The organism is Pedobacter sp. GW822-FHT03F06 (genome assembly GCF_058801365.1).
Genome location: NZ_JBXANE010000007.1, coordinates 194,070 through 211,085, shown reverse-complemented (window position 1 = coordinate 211,085; position 17,016 = coordinate 194,070). Strand labels below are relative to the sequence as shown.

The 17,016-nt window shown below is 36.8% G+C and carries 12 protein-coding genes; 3 read left to right on the top strand and 9 right to left on the bottom strand.

Going from position 1 to position 17,016, the window contains the following annotated elements; genetic code table 11:
* Positions 1–372: 372 nt before the first annotated feature.
* From AC1RJ8_RS14180 to AC1RJ8_RS14150, 7 genes are all read right to left on the bottom strand, one after another.
* A complete protein-coding gene (locus AC1RJ8_RS14180) occupies positions 373–2,814 on the bottom strand; it encodes a bifunctional YncE family protein/alkaline phosphatase family protein (RefSeq protein ID WP_492954381.1) in 2,442 nt (813 codons plus the stop codon).
* Positions 2,815–2,839: 25 nt separating this feature from the next.
* Positions 2,840–3,679, bottom strand: a complete 840-nt coding sequence (locus tag AC1RJ8_RS14175) for a hypothetical protein (protein WP_492954380.1) — start codon at positions 3,677–3,679, stop codon at positions 2,840–2,842.
* Positions 3,680–3,695: 16 nt separating this feature from the next.
* Entirely contained in the window at positions 3,696–4,538 is an 843-nt protein-coding gene (locus AC1RJ8_RS14170) for a metallophosphoesterase family protein (protein ID WP_492954379.1), read from the bottom strand.
* Positions 4,539–4,940: 402 nt separating this feature from the next.
* Positions 4,941–5,861: a lanthionine synthetase LanC family protein gene (locus AC1RJ8_RS14165; RefSeq protein ID WP_492954378.1), complete on the bottom strand. Its 921-nt coding sequence runs from the start codon at positions 5,859–5,861 to the stop codon at positions 4,941–4,943.
* Positions 5,840–7,552: a galactosyltransferase-related protein gene (locus AC1RJ8_RS14160; protein ID WP_492954377.1), complete on the bottom strand. Its 1,713-nt coding sequence runs from the start codon at positions 7,550–7,552 to the stop codon at positions 5,840–5,842. Before AC1RJ8_RS14160 ends, AC1RJ8_RS14165 begins: the two co-directional genes overlap by 22 nt.
* An 866-nt stretch (positions 7,553–8,418) precedes the next feature.
* The gene (locus AC1RJ8_RS14155; protein ID WP_492954376.1) at positions 8,419–8,637 is read right to left on the bottom strand and encodes a hypothetical protein; all 219 of its coding nucleotides are present in this window, start codon (positions 8,635–8,637) and stop codon (positions 8,419–8,421) included.
* Positions 8,638–8,898: 261 nt separating this feature from the next.
* Complete coding sequence (locus tag AC1RJ8_RS14150; protein WP_492954375.1) at positions 8,899–10,581, bottom strand: thioredoxin domain-containing protein; 1,683 nt, start codon at positions 10,579–10,581, stop codon at positions 8,899–8,901.
* Positions 10,582–10,774: 193 nt separating this feature from the next.
* Here AC1RJ8_RS14150 and AC1RJ8_RS14145 point away from each other — a divergent pair, with 193 nt between their 5' ends.
* Positions 10,775–11,473: a LytR/AlgR family response regulator transcription factor gene (locus AC1RJ8_RS14145; protein ID WP_492954374.1), complete on the top strand. Its 699-nt coding sequence runs from the start codon at positions 10,775–10,777 to the stop codon at positions 11,471–11,473.
* Positions 11,474–11,832: 359 nt separating this feature from the next.
* Here AC1RJ8_RS14145 and AC1RJ8_RS14140 read toward each other — a convergent pair whose 3' ends face one another.
* Together AC1RJ8_RS14140 and uvrA are read right to left on the bottom strand one after the other, a co-directional pair.
* Positions 11,833–12,486 carry a LysE family transporter gene (locus AC1RJ8_RS14140; protein WP_426327802.1) on the bottom strand — a complete coding sequence of 218 codons (654 nt, stop codon included), beginning with the start codon at positions 12,484–12,486 and terminating at the stop codon, positions 11,833–11,835.
* Positions 12,487–12,494: 8 nt separating this feature from the next.
* The gene (gene uvrA / locus AC1RJ8_RS14135; RefSeq protein WP_426327800.1) at positions 12,495–15,308 is read right to left on the bottom strand and encodes an excinuclease ABC subunit UvrA; all 2,814 of its coding nucleotides are present in this window, start codon (positions 15,306–15,308) and stop codon (positions 12,495–12,497) included.
* Positions 15,309–15,567: 259 nt separating this feature from the next.
* Here uvrA and AC1RJ8_RS14130 point away from each other — a divergent pair, with 259 nt between their 5' ends.
* A complete protein-coding gene (locus AC1RJ8_RS14130; protein ID WP_492954373.1) occupies positions 15,568–16,152 on the top strand; it encodes an RNA polymerase sigma factor in 585 nt (194 codons plus the stop codon).
* 87 nt (positions 16,153–16,239) lie between these two features.
* Positions 16,240–16,434, top strand: coding sequence for a hypothetical protein (locus tag AC1RJ8_RS14125; protein WP_108199343.1), 195 nt, complete (start codon positions 16,240–16,242; stop codon positions 16,432–16,434).
* Positions 16,435–17,016: the final 582 nt, after the last annotated feature.

Sequence of the window (17,016 nt, the reverse complement as noted above, 5' to 3'; positions counted from 1 at the left end):
TTTCCATTGTGGAGAAATCCTTGATGTAACGTATAAAAACAAAATGGTCTGTGAGGACACAGACCATGGAAACAAATTGTATAAAAGGCAATTTCTAACCAAAAATTGCCTTTTTGTTTAAAATAGGATCATGACCTAACCCATCCCCGTGGTCTGTGTCCCCACAGACCACCTAGATCCATAGAAAAGATTTATTCATTGCACTTCAGGAAATGACGATATAGATCCATTTCCATTGTGGAGAAATCCTTGATGTAACGTATAAAAACAAAATGGTCTGTGAGGACACAGACCATGGAAACAAATTATATAAAAGGCAATTTTCTTAATCGAAAATTGCCTTTTTGTTTAAAACAAAATCATAACAGATCACTAATCATCATCATCTTTCTTCTTCTTCTCCAAAATCACAAAAGCACTCCGTTTTGGTGCTGGCATTACTGATTGTTCCCCTTTAACCGATTTCCACACCACCTCATTCAGATCTAAATCTGGTGCCGAATCTTCTTTGGCGAAATTGAACAGTTCAGAACGCCTGCTGCTCTCATTCACCGCTACATTCCGTGTATCTAGATCAATAAGTGGCTGAATCACATTATAAGGTGTAAAATCAGGCGTAGCGGTAAAACATTCGTACAGCGGCATGGCAGCAGCATCGTATTGACTCATTGGGGGTAAACCTAAAATAAGCTCCATTGTCCTTAAAAATCCAGAAGTAGAATACATGGTATGAACAGGCGTATTCCTTTTTACGTACGGTCCAACCACATAAGCTGGCGAACGGTGTGCATCAACATGGTCGGGGCCGTTCTGCGCGTCGTCTTCCAAAATAAAAACAACCGATTCTTTCCAGATCGAGCTGTGCGATAAATGCTCCAAAATGCGGCCTACGGCTAAATCGTTGTCGGCAACTGCGGCCTGTGGCGAGTATTTACCTTTCTTTTGTCCGCTGGTATGGTCGTTAGATATTCTTAAAGTATTAAACTGAGGTACAACACCTGCAACCAATAACGAATCGAAATCGTGCTGCCAGGCATCAACCCGAACCTGGTCTTTAATATCCATATCAAAACCCGGCGAAGCGGTGCACATATGGCCTTGCAGCGATTTAATATTCGCTTTGCCATAATCGCCAAACTCACCATAACTGCGGTAGCTTACCCCTGCCCTTTGACAGTAGTCCCAAATAAAACCACCTTTAGGGTAAGTAACTGGTCTGCCACCTTCGAAGGTGGTACTTCCGCCGCGAGCACCATAACTGGTTGGCCAGGTTTTCTCCACTACATCTGTAGCGTAAGCAGCCATGCTCCAGTTGTGTCCATCGGCACTTACCTCTGCATCAACATAGAAATTATCAAGCAGTACATAGTTTTCGGCAAAAGCATGCTGGTTAGGGGTAATTTTTCTTCCAAATAGGGTTAACGTAGAATCGCCGTTTCCTTTTGGCATATCGCCAAGTACCTGATCATAGGTTCTGTTCTCTTTAATGATATAAAAAACATGTTTAATGGGCGATTTCTCTCCCTGTTTACGCGGAATAGGGTTTCCAGCTTCACCATCGGCCATAATCGTCCGCTTATCGGTAAAGGGCGTATTGGCATAAACCTGTTTGGTATATGCTTTTAACTGCTCAGGTTTTGGTGCATCAATAAAAGATAAGGTTCCTTTAAACAAACCCGCAATATATTGCAACCGGCTATTGGCCGTACTGCCCATGTGATAACCACTATTGTCGACTTTAGAAATCGGTTGTGGCCCCTGAGGGTTGGCCATAGGCGTATTTCCTTTACCGTTTGTAACGAAAATTTTCGAACCCAAAACCTTTACACTTGTTGGGTACCAGCCTACCGGGATAAAGCCCTGGCTTAAACTTAGCCCAGGTTTGCTCACGTCAAAAACAGCCAAACAGTTGTTATCTGCATTGGCGATATACAAAGTTTTTTCGTTGGCACTCAAAGCCAAACCATTAGTGGTAGAACCTGTTAACTGTGTGGCATAAAGGGTAGTAGCAATGGTTTCAATTACCTTATTGTTTAAAGTATTAATTACCGAAACGGTATTATCGTTCGCATTGGCTACGAATAAAATATTTCCTTTTTTATTAAGCAATAGTTCGTTTGGATGATCGCCGACCGAAATGCGCTGTGAAATGCTTTCTGAAGCCAAATCGATAACCGCAATAGATTTGCCACCCCAGAGCGAAACGTATAATTTACTTTCATCTGCCGATAAAACACAACTGTAGGCAATTGCAGGTAGCTGGATTTTTTTCAGGATCTGCTTTTCTGTAGGGTTGAGAATGTATAAACTGCTGTCTTCTTTGGTTACCGTATATAATTTACTGTTGTTTTTGTTTACTACGATCCCCGCCGGACTGATTTTCCCTTTTGGCCAAATGGGGCCTAATTTAATGGTATCGCTTTTACCTAATTTATCATTCTGGATATTAAAATCTAAAATCCAGTTGTCGTTACCGCCTGAAGCATACAGGTGTTTTTCGTCTTTACTAAAAGCAATGCCGTACCAGGATTTACCTAGTACTTTTTCATCTATAATCTTTTCTGTTTTGGCATCAAGCAATTGCAGGGACTGGGTGCTTTGGCCGTTATTGGTAACGGCGATATATTTACCCGAAGCGCTCAACTGCATATTTAAAGGCAGATCGCCCAATTGCAGTGAATGCCCTGCCGGACTCAGTTTCCACCCATTGGGCAATAAAATCTGCTGGGTACTTTCGTTTTTGCCAGGCCATTGTGCAAACCCTTTTTGGATAAACAGGAAACCGAATAATATAAATAGGTATGATTTTTTCATTTTCTTAAATTGATTTAGCACCACCTTAGCGATGAAGATTAAAATTAACCAGGGCCCTGATGGTATAGCCATTGCCTGAAGCTACGGAACCGATTTCGCGGATGGCTTCTGATGGGATTACCTGACTACGGGTTGCATAAAAAACGGGCCCGCCAGAAATAGAAAACGAAAGTTTCGAATGGTTTGGTTCCAGATTGATTGATGGCCCGATCATTACCTTTGCGCCACCTTCTGCTTCATCCTTTTCCCAAAAGCCTTCTAAATCTTGACCTAAGGCTTCGAAGCCAAGGTATAAAACGTTAGAAACACGATGCTGATACCCGAAACTGCTTATAAAATCGAGCTTATCCCTGGTTTTGTCGAAAGCTTTTTCGAAACGAAGGTTACCTGCCATTCGCCAGTTTGTCTGATCGAACGAAGCGGTAATCCGGCTAATCGCAGAACCAATACTCGACCAATCTCTGCTTAAGCCTAAACCAGCACCTAACCTAAAGCCAGTGATGCCTTTACCACCCACTAAATCCCTGATCACTTCAGCCTGTTGCGCAGAGGTTACACCTCCTGAATTGGCAAAACCGATTGCTGCGGTGGCATACAAGGTTAACCTGCTGCCTAAATATCCTTTAACACCAAACTGTTGCCCTAAGCCGTCATAACCGAACTGTCCATTGGTTCTTTCGCCATAACTTCCTGAATAATGAATATTCCAACGGGGATTTTCTGCGGTTAAGGTATTCAGCGAAAACAGAAAGGGCTGAGCGGCATCAGTTCCTGTTCTGATTTCAGGTGCAGTCTCATTTATTTTTTGTGCTGCACAGTTTAAAACGGCACCAGCAAAAATGAGCATCAAAAATGTCTTTTTCATTGCGATGATCTATCAATTAAAATTTAGTTTCATTTAATAACGGCGATTGACTTGCATTTACCTGATAAGTTTGGATCTTATCATTTTCATCAACCTCTACAATCCGGTAACCTTTATAGGCTGTGCCCCAGTTTCCGCCAATATGTGCATCGAAAAAGTGTGGCAGTTTATCCGTATAAAAAACAGCATCAAGGCTGTGGTCGTGCCCATGAAATACAGCCTTTACATTGGCATAACCATGCAGCAGTTTAATCGTATCCGGACAGTCTACAAAAGGGCTTTCGGGCACCCAGAAACGAGGGGGAATGTGCAACACCACAAAAACAGTTTTCAGGTTTTTAAACTTATCGAGCTCCTGTTTTAAAAAATCGTTATTAGGACATAAATAAGTGCCTTTTGTATCAGATGTATTGGCCAAAACAAAACCTACTCCATTTTTTTCGAAAGAAAAGTTATCCTCGTAACCGAAAACCGATTTCCAGATCTTGGCATCGGCATGATCGTGATTACCCGGAATGGCGTAAAAACGAACTTTAAGTTTATCGTAATATTCTTTTTTTACTTCTGACAATAGTTCCGGGCGATCGTGTACAAGATCTCCGTTAATAATCACAAAATCGAGTGGGTTTTTATCATGCGATTCATTTAACCACTTCACAATATTCTCATGGTGCAGTTTGTAATCCGTTCCAGGCTGACCATAATGACCATCGGATGCGATGGCAAAACGCAACTTAGGAGTTTTGCCCGGTCTGGCAGTTGCGGTGTGTTCTTCAGCAAATGAAGAAAGAACCGGAGAAATACTGGCCACTACAGCAGCAGCCAAACTATTTTTCAGAAAAAATCGTCTGTTAGACATAAGGATAAGATATGTTTTGTATCAAAGCCCAATATTAGCTTGATCAGGCTTCTTAAACATAAATTTAATGTTATGATTAGGTTAACCGAAGCGTATCTGTGTATCAATTTTATAACAGAAACATTTCAGAAAAAAACACAGGTTTAATAATCTTCCTGCTTTATTTTCGCTTGCTTCTATGACTGTGCTTCAAGGTTGGAATTACTTGTAAGTGGCTTTTAATATGTATCAACTAATCTATGGAATAATTTAATTACCTTGAATATGATATTTTCAAGTCCATTATTTATCACTATATTCATTTACATTTAAAATAAGATAACATTTTCACCATGGCGGTTAGTCAAATTTAGTAAAGTTCTGGTTTGGGCACGCAGGAAAAGATTGTGATAAATGGTTTATTTATCTCACCAACCACCCCTCTTGCCAGCTATAATTATTATTTAACTTACTGAGTATACTCAACTTATGCAATATCGGTTCTCTCTTATAGAAGTACTTGTTATTATTTATAAATTGCTTGTGAGAAAGGTTTTTAGTAGATAAAATATGATCAATCTCATTTGTCCAGACCTTATTATTCAATTCTACTCCCGCATTGTAAAAGCTATTAAGACTTGTTTGATAAGACTTAACATTTTCTATACTTTCTAAGTCTTTTATGAATGTTTCAAACATATTAGTAAATTGTTTTAACAAATCATCTACTAAATAGCTTAATTTTAATGGTTTCAATTTAGTTAACATCAACAATGACTGTCCTAGTATTAGGCGGATATTTTCATTGGCTTCAATCAATGAATGGGCTGTATAAGTACCATTTAAAGTGTCATATAATTCATCTATTGCTAAAATAAGTACCTCAACTAAACTTGTTTCTCTATAAATATCCATTTGACTATTTGAGGTAGATATTCTTTTGTATAAATATAATATTCTACCTAAGGTACCCTGATTAAGACTTATATCTTTAGCCTTACTATACATGATAAGCTTATATATTTCATCATCTAAATCTGACAATACTTCATTGGTATCTATCTTCATAAACTTCTGCTGCGCTATCCATTCTATTGCCCAACCTATTCCCAACAAGCCATTTTCAAAACTAAAATCTTCAACATTACTGATATTTGCACCTATTTCGTTCAATAAGTTTTTTGCTTTTTTTTTGTCTTCTTTATTTTTAGTCACATCTGCATGCATGAAATAGGATAAGCAAAGGCCAGTTTTACCAGTGTAAAGGCCAAAATTATTAATTGAAAAAGCATGTTGTAATGACCTAGATTCATTCATTTCCATTATTTTTGTTTCCAATGCCATGTTTCTATATACTTACTTAAATTCGCTGAGTCCATTCTACAAATACCAAAATATTCATCCATTAATTTTTTACGTTGTTGAATAGTATTATAACCACTATTAGCTGATCTTGGGTGTGGCAAATGATAAAGAGCACCTTGAATTCTTTCTATTTTAAATCCTAGTATCTGCATTCTTTTTTTTCTCTCCACATCATCAGGCCCCCAGCTTGTTAAGTTTTCATTTTCTCCTCCCGCTATTAAAAATTTTTGTTTTTTCAAAAATAGGCAACCTCCAAAAGAACGTTCTGTTGCTATATTGTGCTTACCATTGTTTGATTTGAGCACATTGATATCCAACGTTTTAGCAAACATTGTTTTCATGAGTATATCTACAGCTATAAAAGTGCCATCATAAGGATAAGCCGCATCAGCAAAACCACTTCTTATTTTATCGATGCTTTTCAAAATTTGCTCAATAGGCATTACAACATCAACATCATATAGAGCTACTATAGGTGTATTGCTCAAATTAATTAACTGGTTGTTGTATTTAGTCCTATGGAACAACTTATTTTCATCCTTTACAAAAAAATAATTAACGTTGTCAGGTAATTTTGATGTATCTACTTTCTGTTCGCTATCCGCTTCTAATATAAAAATATTGGTTTTAAACAGGAGATGGATGTATTTAGTAACTATTCTTAAATTTTCTAATCTTTCCTCAGAATCAATGTGAAGAGGAATAAGAAAACTCACATCCATTAAATTGGTCCGGTTTTGCAACTGATTTTGATTATATTTTCTTATTTCCTTAACCAGTAGCATACTTGCTGATTCTTTGTTTAAAAATGTAAAATCATCGAAAAAAGGAGGACAGCGACTATAGTTGTTTTTTCTAAAATAACGCACATCTTCTTTCTTAAAATCACCTGTATAGTGTAATATCGGTACTGATAATTTGTCATTGATTGGTGTATATGCCCATAAAAAATCTAACTCTGGATGAATGGCTACCTTTCTCCCTAATCTGATTGCCTCCCACCATAAACACCACATATCTGTACACCAAGCCTGTATACCATTTGTTTTTTGACCTAAAAAAATCAGCTCGTTATTGAGGTCATTAAGGTATTTGAACATCTTTTCACAATTCCTTTCTAATGCCAGCCAAAATTTAAGGTTAACATTTTTTAACAAATATTGCGCCCCTCCCATAGCTCCATCATGCTGTTCAATAATAGCAGTGCTCAACTTCATCAATACCGACATCCCTTTAAAACCAGCTTCCCCAATTTTATCTTTTATATAATAACTGCTGGTATAGATTCGGGTATCAGATGCATACCAAATATCATTTTTCAGCAATTTGTTAAAATCTGGCAACCGATTGAAGATTATATCAGAATCATGGTAAAAAATGGCTTCATTTTCTAGCCATGGGTTTGCCTTAAAATGTTTGGCAATAATATGAGGTCTTAATGAAGAATCATAAGATTTACTTTTTCGGGTATCAGGATATGAGTAAAATTTAGCTAGCTTGTTTTGGGTAATGAAATCATTAAAATATTTAGATAAACCCTTCTGAAGATTATAGCAAATTAATACATGTATATCATCACTTTTAATCCCCATTTTTTCAAAATTATAAAGCTGCAATTGAAGTTGCCAAAGAAAATAAATTTGATCTGGTTGGGCAGAAAGATAAATCACAATAATATTTTTTTTTTAAAAAACAAGCATTTAGCTGACAATCATTTTTATAGATAGGCGGGGCAGGGGGCATTTCCAGTTAATGTTGATATCAGAATTATGATTATAGTTTTGTGTATAATTTTTATCTATATTTTTCATCCAAAATTTTCTTTAAAACCATAGCTTTTGCTATTCTTTAATGTAGCAGAAAGATAAGAATACATTTTATAGGGTGAACCCTATATACTTTCCAATTTATTTATATTATGATGAAAAATCATTTAACATCCTTCTTGTACTGTATCGAAACTAATTTGCGAATCTGGATATTTTTTCACAAAATCTAATAACTTTTTATTTCCTGCTCTTATGGCTATCCCTTGTTTTGTGAGTGCACCATCTTTGTGATTTTTGAGTTTATCATTTCATTAGATTTTTTTACCTCAAGATTCATATCTTCAAGAATGATACATCTTGGATTTTTATCTTTTCCAGATATCCGAATAAGTCGTTTAAATTCTGATGAGTTCCTCTTTAGATATATTACCAGGCTCATCAACAGAGATACACAGGCATATTGGTGATCTTTCCCCTTCAAGCACGAAAGTCCCACTAAAGCCGAACTTTCCATCAATTATTGGGGCAATCATAAACAACTTATCGCTAGATAGGTACCAATTGAGGAGAGTAGATGGATAGGCAAACTTACTTTCTTTGACATCCTCACAGTACCCAGCATATCAAATTTAATTGATTGGACAAATAAAAAAACAAATTAAATGCAAAAAAATGGTGATAATAAATATTTCATATACAACAAGATTTGTGCATTATATTAAGTACTCTAGGTAACCCTAAAGTACTTAATAAGTAAATAATTTTATTTATGTGGGTATAGTACACATTGCATCACAATGCAATGGATCATGTACTGTATTACAACATTTCAGACAAGTAGCTTCTGAAGCATTTTTCCAATCATCACATTCATGTACCCCTATTGTTGTGACAAAAACACTGCCTCCCATTACATTTTTTAATTGAGATCTTGTTAGCACTTCTGCACCTGCAAAATTTACTGTGTTTAATTTTAACTTTTTCATTAGTTAATTTTTTTAATTTGTTTTTAATTAAAGTTTTGTAAACCAGTCACGCCTGGTCTACTTAAGCGATATCGATAAAAACGCCGATATTCCTTCTTGGGCAGTTTCGTTTGCAACCATACTGCCCCTTTTTGTCTCACCCATAGTGGGGTTTTGCTATAACAATTGGGATATTTTTAATCAATTTTCTTGCAACAGATCCTGAAATAAATTACTCCGTAGCTTTCCGCTTCACTACAGATCAGGATGACGGCTCTTTTTTTATGTTAATAAATATTTAATGTCTTCTAAGCTATAAGGCTCGGGCAACTTATAGCCATTTACCAAAATGGTTGGGGTAAAAGCGATTTCGGCCATTTCACACCATTTTTTTTGTTGCTCACCTGCTTTTCTTACTTCTCCATTATAATTTAAAGGGTATTTTGCTGCCCAATCTTCATAATTTTTATTAGTCAATGCATACCAATCATTTAGTGCATTTTCTACTACTTTTTTGTCTGTTAATAAACTTAGCGCAGTTGCATGTTGAGCCACTTTTGTCCGATCATCATCATCATGGTTAGCTGTGGTAAATATGAGCTTTAATTGTAAATCATCTCTCGTTTTTAACCATTGGTCGACAGTTTGGTGTGCTTTAGCACAAGGACCGCAAAAAGGATTGCTTACCATAGTAATAACGGTTTCGGCTTTGGGGTTACCCAAAACAATTGGCATTAGTTCATCACCAACGGAATAATGGGGTTGATTCTTTAAAACCTGGTTAAATAAATCGCTATTATATTTAAATTTTTTAAGCTGTTGCTGCAAAGGCTTTTGCTGTGCAGCCTGCAAAAAGAAGGGTTTAAGGAAAGACCAGGTTAATATTGGCAGGAGAAAGACTAAAGCCAAAAAACCAAAACTAGAAAGACTAAATACCGATGACCTAGAACTGAAGTTCAGAGGCCAAAAGCCAAAGACTAGAGCTTCGGATAACAGAATGGCCTGTACCATACAACATAAAACACACCAATTTTTAGTGCGGTATTGGTATGAGATAGAATAAACTGTATAGGGTAGGGCACAAATGGTTAAACAAAAGATAATGAGGAGTGATGATGGGTATAGGAGTAAGGCCAGTGAGGTACCTGCAAAATAAAAAAAACCCACCTCGCTCCAGCTTAACCAGCTGGTTACTTTTGCTGCATCGCTTTTTAATATGGCGTTGCAGTCATTTTTTCCAGCCAAACCGCAGAGGTTCTGTATAAAAATATTGTTCGAGTGGATACTTTGTATCAGTAACAAGATACTGATACAAAGACCTCCAAACTTTAATAGAGATAACAATAGGTTAGGCCATGAAAATACCTGGTTTGCTAAAATTGTAGCCATTATGGCCACTACCAATATAATTCCAAATGGCAATACTAAACTTTGTATCGAATATTTAATAAAGTTCTGTTTGTAGTTTTTCTCGCCACAATCGTTATCATTTTCTGAAAATAAAACAAAACCATCCCATCGGGCTAAAAAATCGCTTTCGGTCATGGTAGCATTTTGCTTTTCATCCGAAAAGCGAACCATTCCGTTATTAATTTCACTGATTAAAATAAATCGCCCACCTTGTTCGGGCAAATGCGCAAGAAAAGGAAACAGGAAGTTATTAACATCATAATCTTCTTTTTTAAGCTGAAACGATTGGTTGGGTATATTCCATTCAGTTAAACAATCGCCAATTGATAACATACTTGGATAATCAGGATGATTGGATAAACATATAGAAGCAGTTTGAGGCATAACCTTAACTTTTAAGTGTTTTAGCAATAATTGTAATACGCTATCTAAATTTGGTTTTGCTTGCCCGAATATTGTCATGCCTGTCGATTGGGTTACCTTATAGTAAATAGATTTGCTTAAAATTTTTTCATGTATAATTCTTTGCAATAAGTTGTCTATTACTGCATTCATGAATTCTTGATAATTAAATTTGAAAATAATTTAGCTAACTTTTTTACTTTTTATACCAACCCCTCAAAAAATTATACCATCCCTAAAAAAACAAAATAATACAACTAAAAAATGCGTTATTGTTTATATTTGTAGCTTAATAAATAAGCTACTGTAAAGTAAGCACTAATAAACAGCAATTAATTTTTGTTTAATGACTTTTACCTGTATTGTGGTAGACGACGATCCTCAAGCGATTAAATATTTATCTGAATGCATTGCACTTATTCCAGTTTTATCACTAATTAATACCTTTACAGACCCAAAACAAGCTTTAATTGATATAAAACAATTGAATACGCCAGTTGATTTTCTATTTACCGATGTAGAAATGCCCCTCCTGTCTGGATTGTTACTGGCAAAAGAAATTAAACATCAGGTTAGGTGTATAATATTGGTTACCGCTCATTCTAAATATGCCTTAGATGGTTATGGAATTAATGCCAAGCAGTTTTTAACTAAACCTTTCAATTTTAAAAAATTCAATACCGTTGTAGATGACCTAATTGTCGATTTAACTAAAGAAGTGCTTTTTATATTGGTGAGTACGGGTATAAAAACGCAAGTAAAATTATATGTCGATGAAATAATTGCTATTGAAGCTTACGGTAATTATGTAAAAATCCATACCCTTTCCGATATGCTGGTTGTGTATTCTTCTTTCAAAGCGATGGTAGAAAAGTTGGAGGTTTACCACCAATTTAAAAAAATAAGCAAATCTTTTATGGTCTCTGTTAAACACATCAGGGGAAGAGATGGCTTCGTTATTTTTTTGAAAAAAAATATAATGGTAACCGTTGGAGAATCGCACCGTTCAAAGTTCAATAAAAATTTTCAAGAGTGGTTAAAATGATTTGAGACGATTCTGCACTAAAAACAATCAACAGTGAGATAATTAGCTGGATAACCACGATATAATAAGAATTGGAGGAAAACAGCTCATTAATAATAGCACTACACCAGTTAACCTAAACCTGATCAAAGCAGTAGCTCCCGATTTTTTAATCGGAACTAAAAGCAAATGAGCAGGACCTCATTAACTATAAAATACTTCGATCTGCTTTTTAAAAAGTAAAATTTGTTACTAAAATCGTTGATAAGCTCATTCCTCGGCCTGTATCCTTACAGAACGAAAAAATAGTTTTGTAATGAAAAAACTTAGTGAAAGAGCGAAAAACAAAAGGTCTGTGGAGACACAGACCTTGGATTAGGCTATAGAATAATAATCGCCTGTTTTATCACCATATAAGCTGCTAATGCAAACAAAAATATCGCTATCGATTTATTTATAATTAAGCTGCTCAGCGCAAACTTTTCCTGAATATAGGTTGCAAAATGCGCATATAAGTAAAGTGCGAGTGTAGAACCAACGCCCGAGCCTAAACTAAAAATCACTAATGAAAGGTAATCCGTTTTGATCCATTGGTGTAAAATTACATAATTGCCAAAAAACAGCCAGAATGGAATCTGAACAGGGTTTAGCACCCCTAAAATTAATCCGTATAAAACGCTTCCACTACGTTTATCCTCTTTGGCATTACTTGTTTTAGGTACTTTTTTCCGGTTTTTCCAGGTAATGGTACCCATCACCAAAAACATCACGATCATAAAACAATCGACTAAGGTACTTAAGCGCACTTCGCTTACAGCCTCGTTCGGATTGATATCGCTCATAGCCCAGCGGGCAAAACGCATCATACCAAAGGTAAAAAACACTTCTACACAAGAGAAGGAAAGAATAAAGTACCAAACCTGCCGCATGCCCTTGTTAATAGCAAGCTGCGCTACGGTGAGATTAATATTACCCGGGGGAATATAGCCCATGGCATTGAGAATGATGCCGATGAAAAACGTTAGAAAAAGCATTGCCGAAATTATGGATTTAAATTTAAATGCGATGCCAAATATTTTCCGGTGTACGATTTTTCTACCTTGGCTAAATCTTCGGGTATACCTTCAAATACCACCTGACCGCCGCCATCACCCCCTTCAGGGCCAATATCGATTACCCAATCGGCACATTTGATCATGTCCATATTATGTTCGATCACCAAAATAGTATTACCCTGTTCAATCAAGGTATTCAGCGCTTTTAACAGTTTTTTAATATCATGGAAATGCAGACCGGTTGTTGGCTCATCAAAGATAAACAGCGTTTTATTGGCATTATTTCCTTTAATCAAAAACGAAGCGAGTTTAATCCGCTGCGCCTCACCACCCGATAAGGTATTGGAAGATTGACCTAAATGTACATAGCCAAGGCCTACATCAACCAATGGGTTTAATTTATTGAGGATCTTTTGTTCATCCTTAAAAAATTCTACCGCCTCTTCAATGGTCATATCCAAAATTTCGGATACATTTTTCTCTTTATAGGTTACATCTAAAACCTGCTGCTTAAAACGTTTACCGTTACAGGCTTCGCAAGGCAGGTAAATATCGGCCATAAACTGCATTTCGATCTTCACCTCTCCCTCACCCTGGCAAACATCGCAACGGCCACCTTCTACGTTGAAAGAGAAAGCAGCTGGTTTTAAGCCCGCAGCTTTTGCCGACGCCAGACCCGAAAACAGCGCACGGATATCATCCCAGGCTTTTACATAAGTAACCGGATTAGAGCGGCTCGAACGGCCAATCGGGTTCTGATCAACCATTTCTACAGCACTTACCAGATCGTAATTACCAAAAATGCCGTCATAAGCACCCGTTTGCTCGCCTGCGTAGTTTCCAATTGCCTTTTGCAGTGCAGGGTATAAGATTTTTTTAACCAAACTGGTTTTACCTGATCCAGAAACACCACTTACTGCAGTAAAAACACCTAGCGGAAACTTTACATCAATATGCTGAAGATTGTTTTCCCTTGCTCCCTTAATCAGGATGTGATCTTTCCACTTACGGCGTTTATCCGGAATGGCAATTTTTTCTATTCCCGACAAGTAGCGGCCCGTTAAGCTATTTTTATCTTTTAAAATTTCTTCGTAATTACCACTGAAAACCAAATTACCACCATGGGTACCAGCCTCAGGACCGATATCGATAATGTAATCGGCTGCACGCATCATTTCTTCTTCGTGCTCTACCACCAAAACGGTATTGCCTACATTACGGAGCGAGATCAACACTTCGATCAGTTTATTGGTATCACGAGGATGCAAACCAATGCTCGGTTCGTCCAAAACGTAAATAGACCCCACCAAACTACTTCCCAATGAAGTTGCCAGGTTAATCCTTTGCGATTCTCCACCCGAAAGTGTATTCGATAAACGGTTTAAGGTAAGGTAACCTAAGCCCACATTATTTAAATAAAGGAAACGGTTATCAATCTCTGCCAATAAACGTTTGGCAATTTTGGTATCATTGGCATTTAACTTCAGCTCGTTAAAGAAAACCAGCGCTTTTGCCAATGGCATCAGCACCACATCGATGATCGATTTTTCAGCAATCTTTACATAAGATGCATCCTTACGCAAACGCGAGCCTTTGCAATCAGGACAGGTGGTTTTGCCCCTGTAACGGGATAACATTACGCGGTACTGGATTTTGTAGGTCTGCTCTTCCAGTTCTTTGAAAAAAGCATCCAGGCCAGCAAAATATTTATTTCCTGTCCAAAGCAAGCGTTGCTCTGTTTCTGTTAAGGCACTATAAGGTCGGTGAATCGGGAAATCGAATTTTGGTGCGGCTTTAATAAAATTCTGCAACCATACATTCATTTTTTCGCCACGCCAGGGGGCAATGGCATTATCGTAAATACTTTTGCTCTTATCAGGAATAACCAGGTCTTCATCTATGCCGATTACATTTCCATAACCTTCACAACGTTTACACGCACCATAAGGGTTATTGAAAGAGAAAAAGTTTGGCGTAGGTTCTTCAAATTTTATTCCATCCAGTTCAAACCGATCGCTAAAATGTTTCGTTGTGCCCTGGGCTTCCACATAACAATCGCCCTTACCTTCAAAAAAAGCAGTCTGTGCCGAATCGGCCAATCTGCTTAATGTTTCTTCTTCCTGGTTGGTTACAATACGGTCGATCAGGATCTGAACGGTTTTATCATCTGTAAGTTCTGCATCTTTAAAATCAGCATCATCTAAAACCGTTTCTATTTTTTCTATTTTATCGTTAATCAGAACGCGTAAAAATCCTTTCTGTAATAAAATAGCCAGTTCTTCCTTAATCGTACGGTTATTGTGTGGGTATAGCGGACAAAAAATAGTAACTGTTGTATCCTCGGGCATGGCATTTACATAATCTACTACCGTACTTACCGAATCCTTTTTCACTTCTTTGCCCGAAACAGGTGAAATGGTTTTTCCTATACGCGAGAAAAGCAGTTTAAGGTAATCGTAAATTTCGGTCGAGGTACCAACGGTAGAACGTGGGTTGGAAGTAATAACCTTTTGTTCGATGGCAATTGCCGGAGCAATACCTTTAATATAATCAACATCGGGTTTATTCATCCGCCCCATAAACTGGCGGGCATAAGAAGATAAACTTTCTACATATCGGCGTTGCCCCTCTGCATATAAAGTATCAAATGCAAGCGAAGATTTCCCCGAACCAGACATACCTGTTACCACCACAAGTTTGTTTTTTGGAATGGCAACATCGATGTTTTTTAGGTTATGCACACGGGCACCTTTTATGATAATATTTTTATGCGGATCTTTTTCGGCCTCTTTTTTGCTCATGTATGGTAACGAATATAAATGTATAACCCCAGAATGTTGTTAGGGTTTTAAGAACATACAAAAATAGGGTACTGAGACGGTTAATTTATTTTTTAACATTTTATTTTTTGTTTTTTGATAAAAAAATAACTTTCTTTGAACATTAACAACCTCAAAACCAAACTAACACATTCAAAAAACATAGGAGAGCAGCTATAGAAATTAAACATCTACAAATTAATTTTTAGCAAATAGTACGGGATTTAGTGTAGGTAAACCTATGAATTTACAATCATATAATGATCAGGACCTGGTAAAGGTATATATTACCGGGAACGAGAATGGATTGCAGGAACTTTTAAGAAGACATAAAAGTAAAATTTATACCTCTATCTACTTATTGGTTAAAGACCAATATCTGGCGGAGGATATTTTTCAGGATGCTTTTATAAAAGTAATTAATACCCTGCGGTCGGGAAGATATAACGAAGAAGGCAAGTTTTTGCCTTGGGTAATGCGTATTGCCCATAACTTGGTTATCGATTATTTCAGAAAAGAAAAGAGAACACCAATCATCACCAGTGCTGATGGAATGGATGTATTCAATATGCTACACTTTTATGACGAAAGTGCAGAAGATAAAATGCTTCGCGACCAGACCCATAAAGATTTGAAAGCAATGATCCATTTATTGCCTGATGAGCAGAAAGAAGTACTCCTGATGCGCCATTACGCTGATTTAAGTTTTAAAGAGATAGCAGATTTAACCGGTGTAAGCATCAATACAGCACTAGGCCGTATGCGTTATGCATTGAGTAATTTGCGTAAAATGCTTAAAACAAAGGAGATGACCTACAAAGGGTAGTAAAAATGTTACATAAAATTTTTTAGGGGTTGAAATAAAGCATCTGAACTATCGTTAAGTTTATAAAACTTATCACATTTTTTGCTTATGACAAAAACCTCTACATCAAAAACAAATGTAAATTTACCTACACCTAACATGTTTCAGCCTAGAACTGATATTGAATCTGACGCAGAAATCGACTTATTTTATGATCAAATCAAAGGTAAGTTAGATAGACTGGCTAAAAATCCTCAAGATGAAACCATCAACAAGATTTTAGCTTACAGCAGAGCAAAGTAGAAAATCTTTACATGAGCCAAAAAAGCTTGTTCCACAGGGTGGGGCAAGCTTTTTTTATTTTATGCGTTCAATGGTTCATTTGCCATTCGTTCATTGGTAAATGCAAACCAGTTACCATTCCCTACCTTGTAAGCTGAGTTCGATAATTATTTGCTGAAAATCATATCTTATGTACGCCTAACTCCGCTTTATCGTCCTGCTGAATTTATTTTACAAGTAGAGATCGTATTTTCAATTGTCTTGTAGCTACTACGTGGTCAGCATCTTTTTAGCGTGAAAGACCCTGACCTGTAGCGAAGCGGAAAGCTACGCAGTAAAATAAATTCAGGGTGACGACCGCCTTACAGAAAACTTGATTAAAACGTCACAAAATGAGATTTAATGATCGAACTCAGGTTAGTAGTCTAATGCTTTATTACTTACCCTCATCGTGAACCAGCTGGCAATCAGCCATGAGCCCCTCCTATCCGTAGTGTTAAGCGCAGCGTCACTACGGATTATCATATCATGTTGAGTTTCCAGACTCAACTTTTAGTTATTAACCAGAAATGAGTCAAAGACTCTTTTCCATAACTCAATCCT

Excerpts from the sequence above, each read along its gene's own strand:
- AC1RJ8_RS14180 (WP_492954381.1), bottom strand. The coding sequence starts at position 2,814 with ATGAAAAAATCATACCTATTTATATTATTCGGTTTCCTGTTTATCCAA.
- AC1RJ8_RS14175 (WP_492954380.1), bottom strand. The coding sequence starts at position 3,679 with ATGAAAAAGACATTTTTGATGCTCATTTTTGCTGGTGCCGTTTTAAAC.
- AC1RJ8_RS14170 (WP_492954379.1), bottom strand. The coding sequence starts at position 4,538 with ATGTCTAACAGACGATTTTTTCTGAAAAATAGTTTGGCTGCTGCTGTA.
- AC1RJ8_RS14165 (WP_492954378.1), bottom strand. The coding sequence starts at position 5,861 with ATGGCATTGGAAACAAAAATAATGGAAATGAATGAATCTAGGTCATTA.
- AC1RJ8_RS14155 (WP_492954376.1), bottom strand. The coding sequence starts at position 8,637 with ATGAAAAAGTTAAAATTAAACACAGTAAATTTTGCAGGTGCAGAAGTG.
- AC1RJ8_RS14150 (WP_492954375.1), bottom strand. The coding sequence starts at position 10,581 with ATGAATGCAGTAATAGACAACTTATTGCAAAGAATTATACATGAAAAA.
- AC1RJ8_RS14145 (WP_492954374.1), top strand. The coding sequence starts at position 10,775 with ATGACTTTTACCTGTATTGTGGTAGACGACGATCCTCAAGCGATTAAA.
- AC1RJ8_RS14140 (WP_426327802.1), bottom strand. The coding sequence starts at position 12,486 with ATGCTTTTTCTAACGTTTTTCATCGGCATCATTCTCAATGCCATGGGC.
- uvrA (WP_426327800.1), bottom strand. The coding sequence starts at position 15,308 with ATGAGCAAAAAAGAGGCCGAAAAAGATCCGCATAAAAATATTATCATA.
- AC1RJ8_RS14130 (WP_492954373.1), top strand. The coding sequence starts at position 15,568 with ATGAATTTACAATCATATAATGATCAGGACCTGGTAAAGGTATATATT.
- AC1RJ8_RS14125 (WP_108199343.1), top strand. The coding sequence starts at position 16,240 with ATGACAAAAACCTCTACATCAAAAACAAATGTAAATTTACCTACACCT.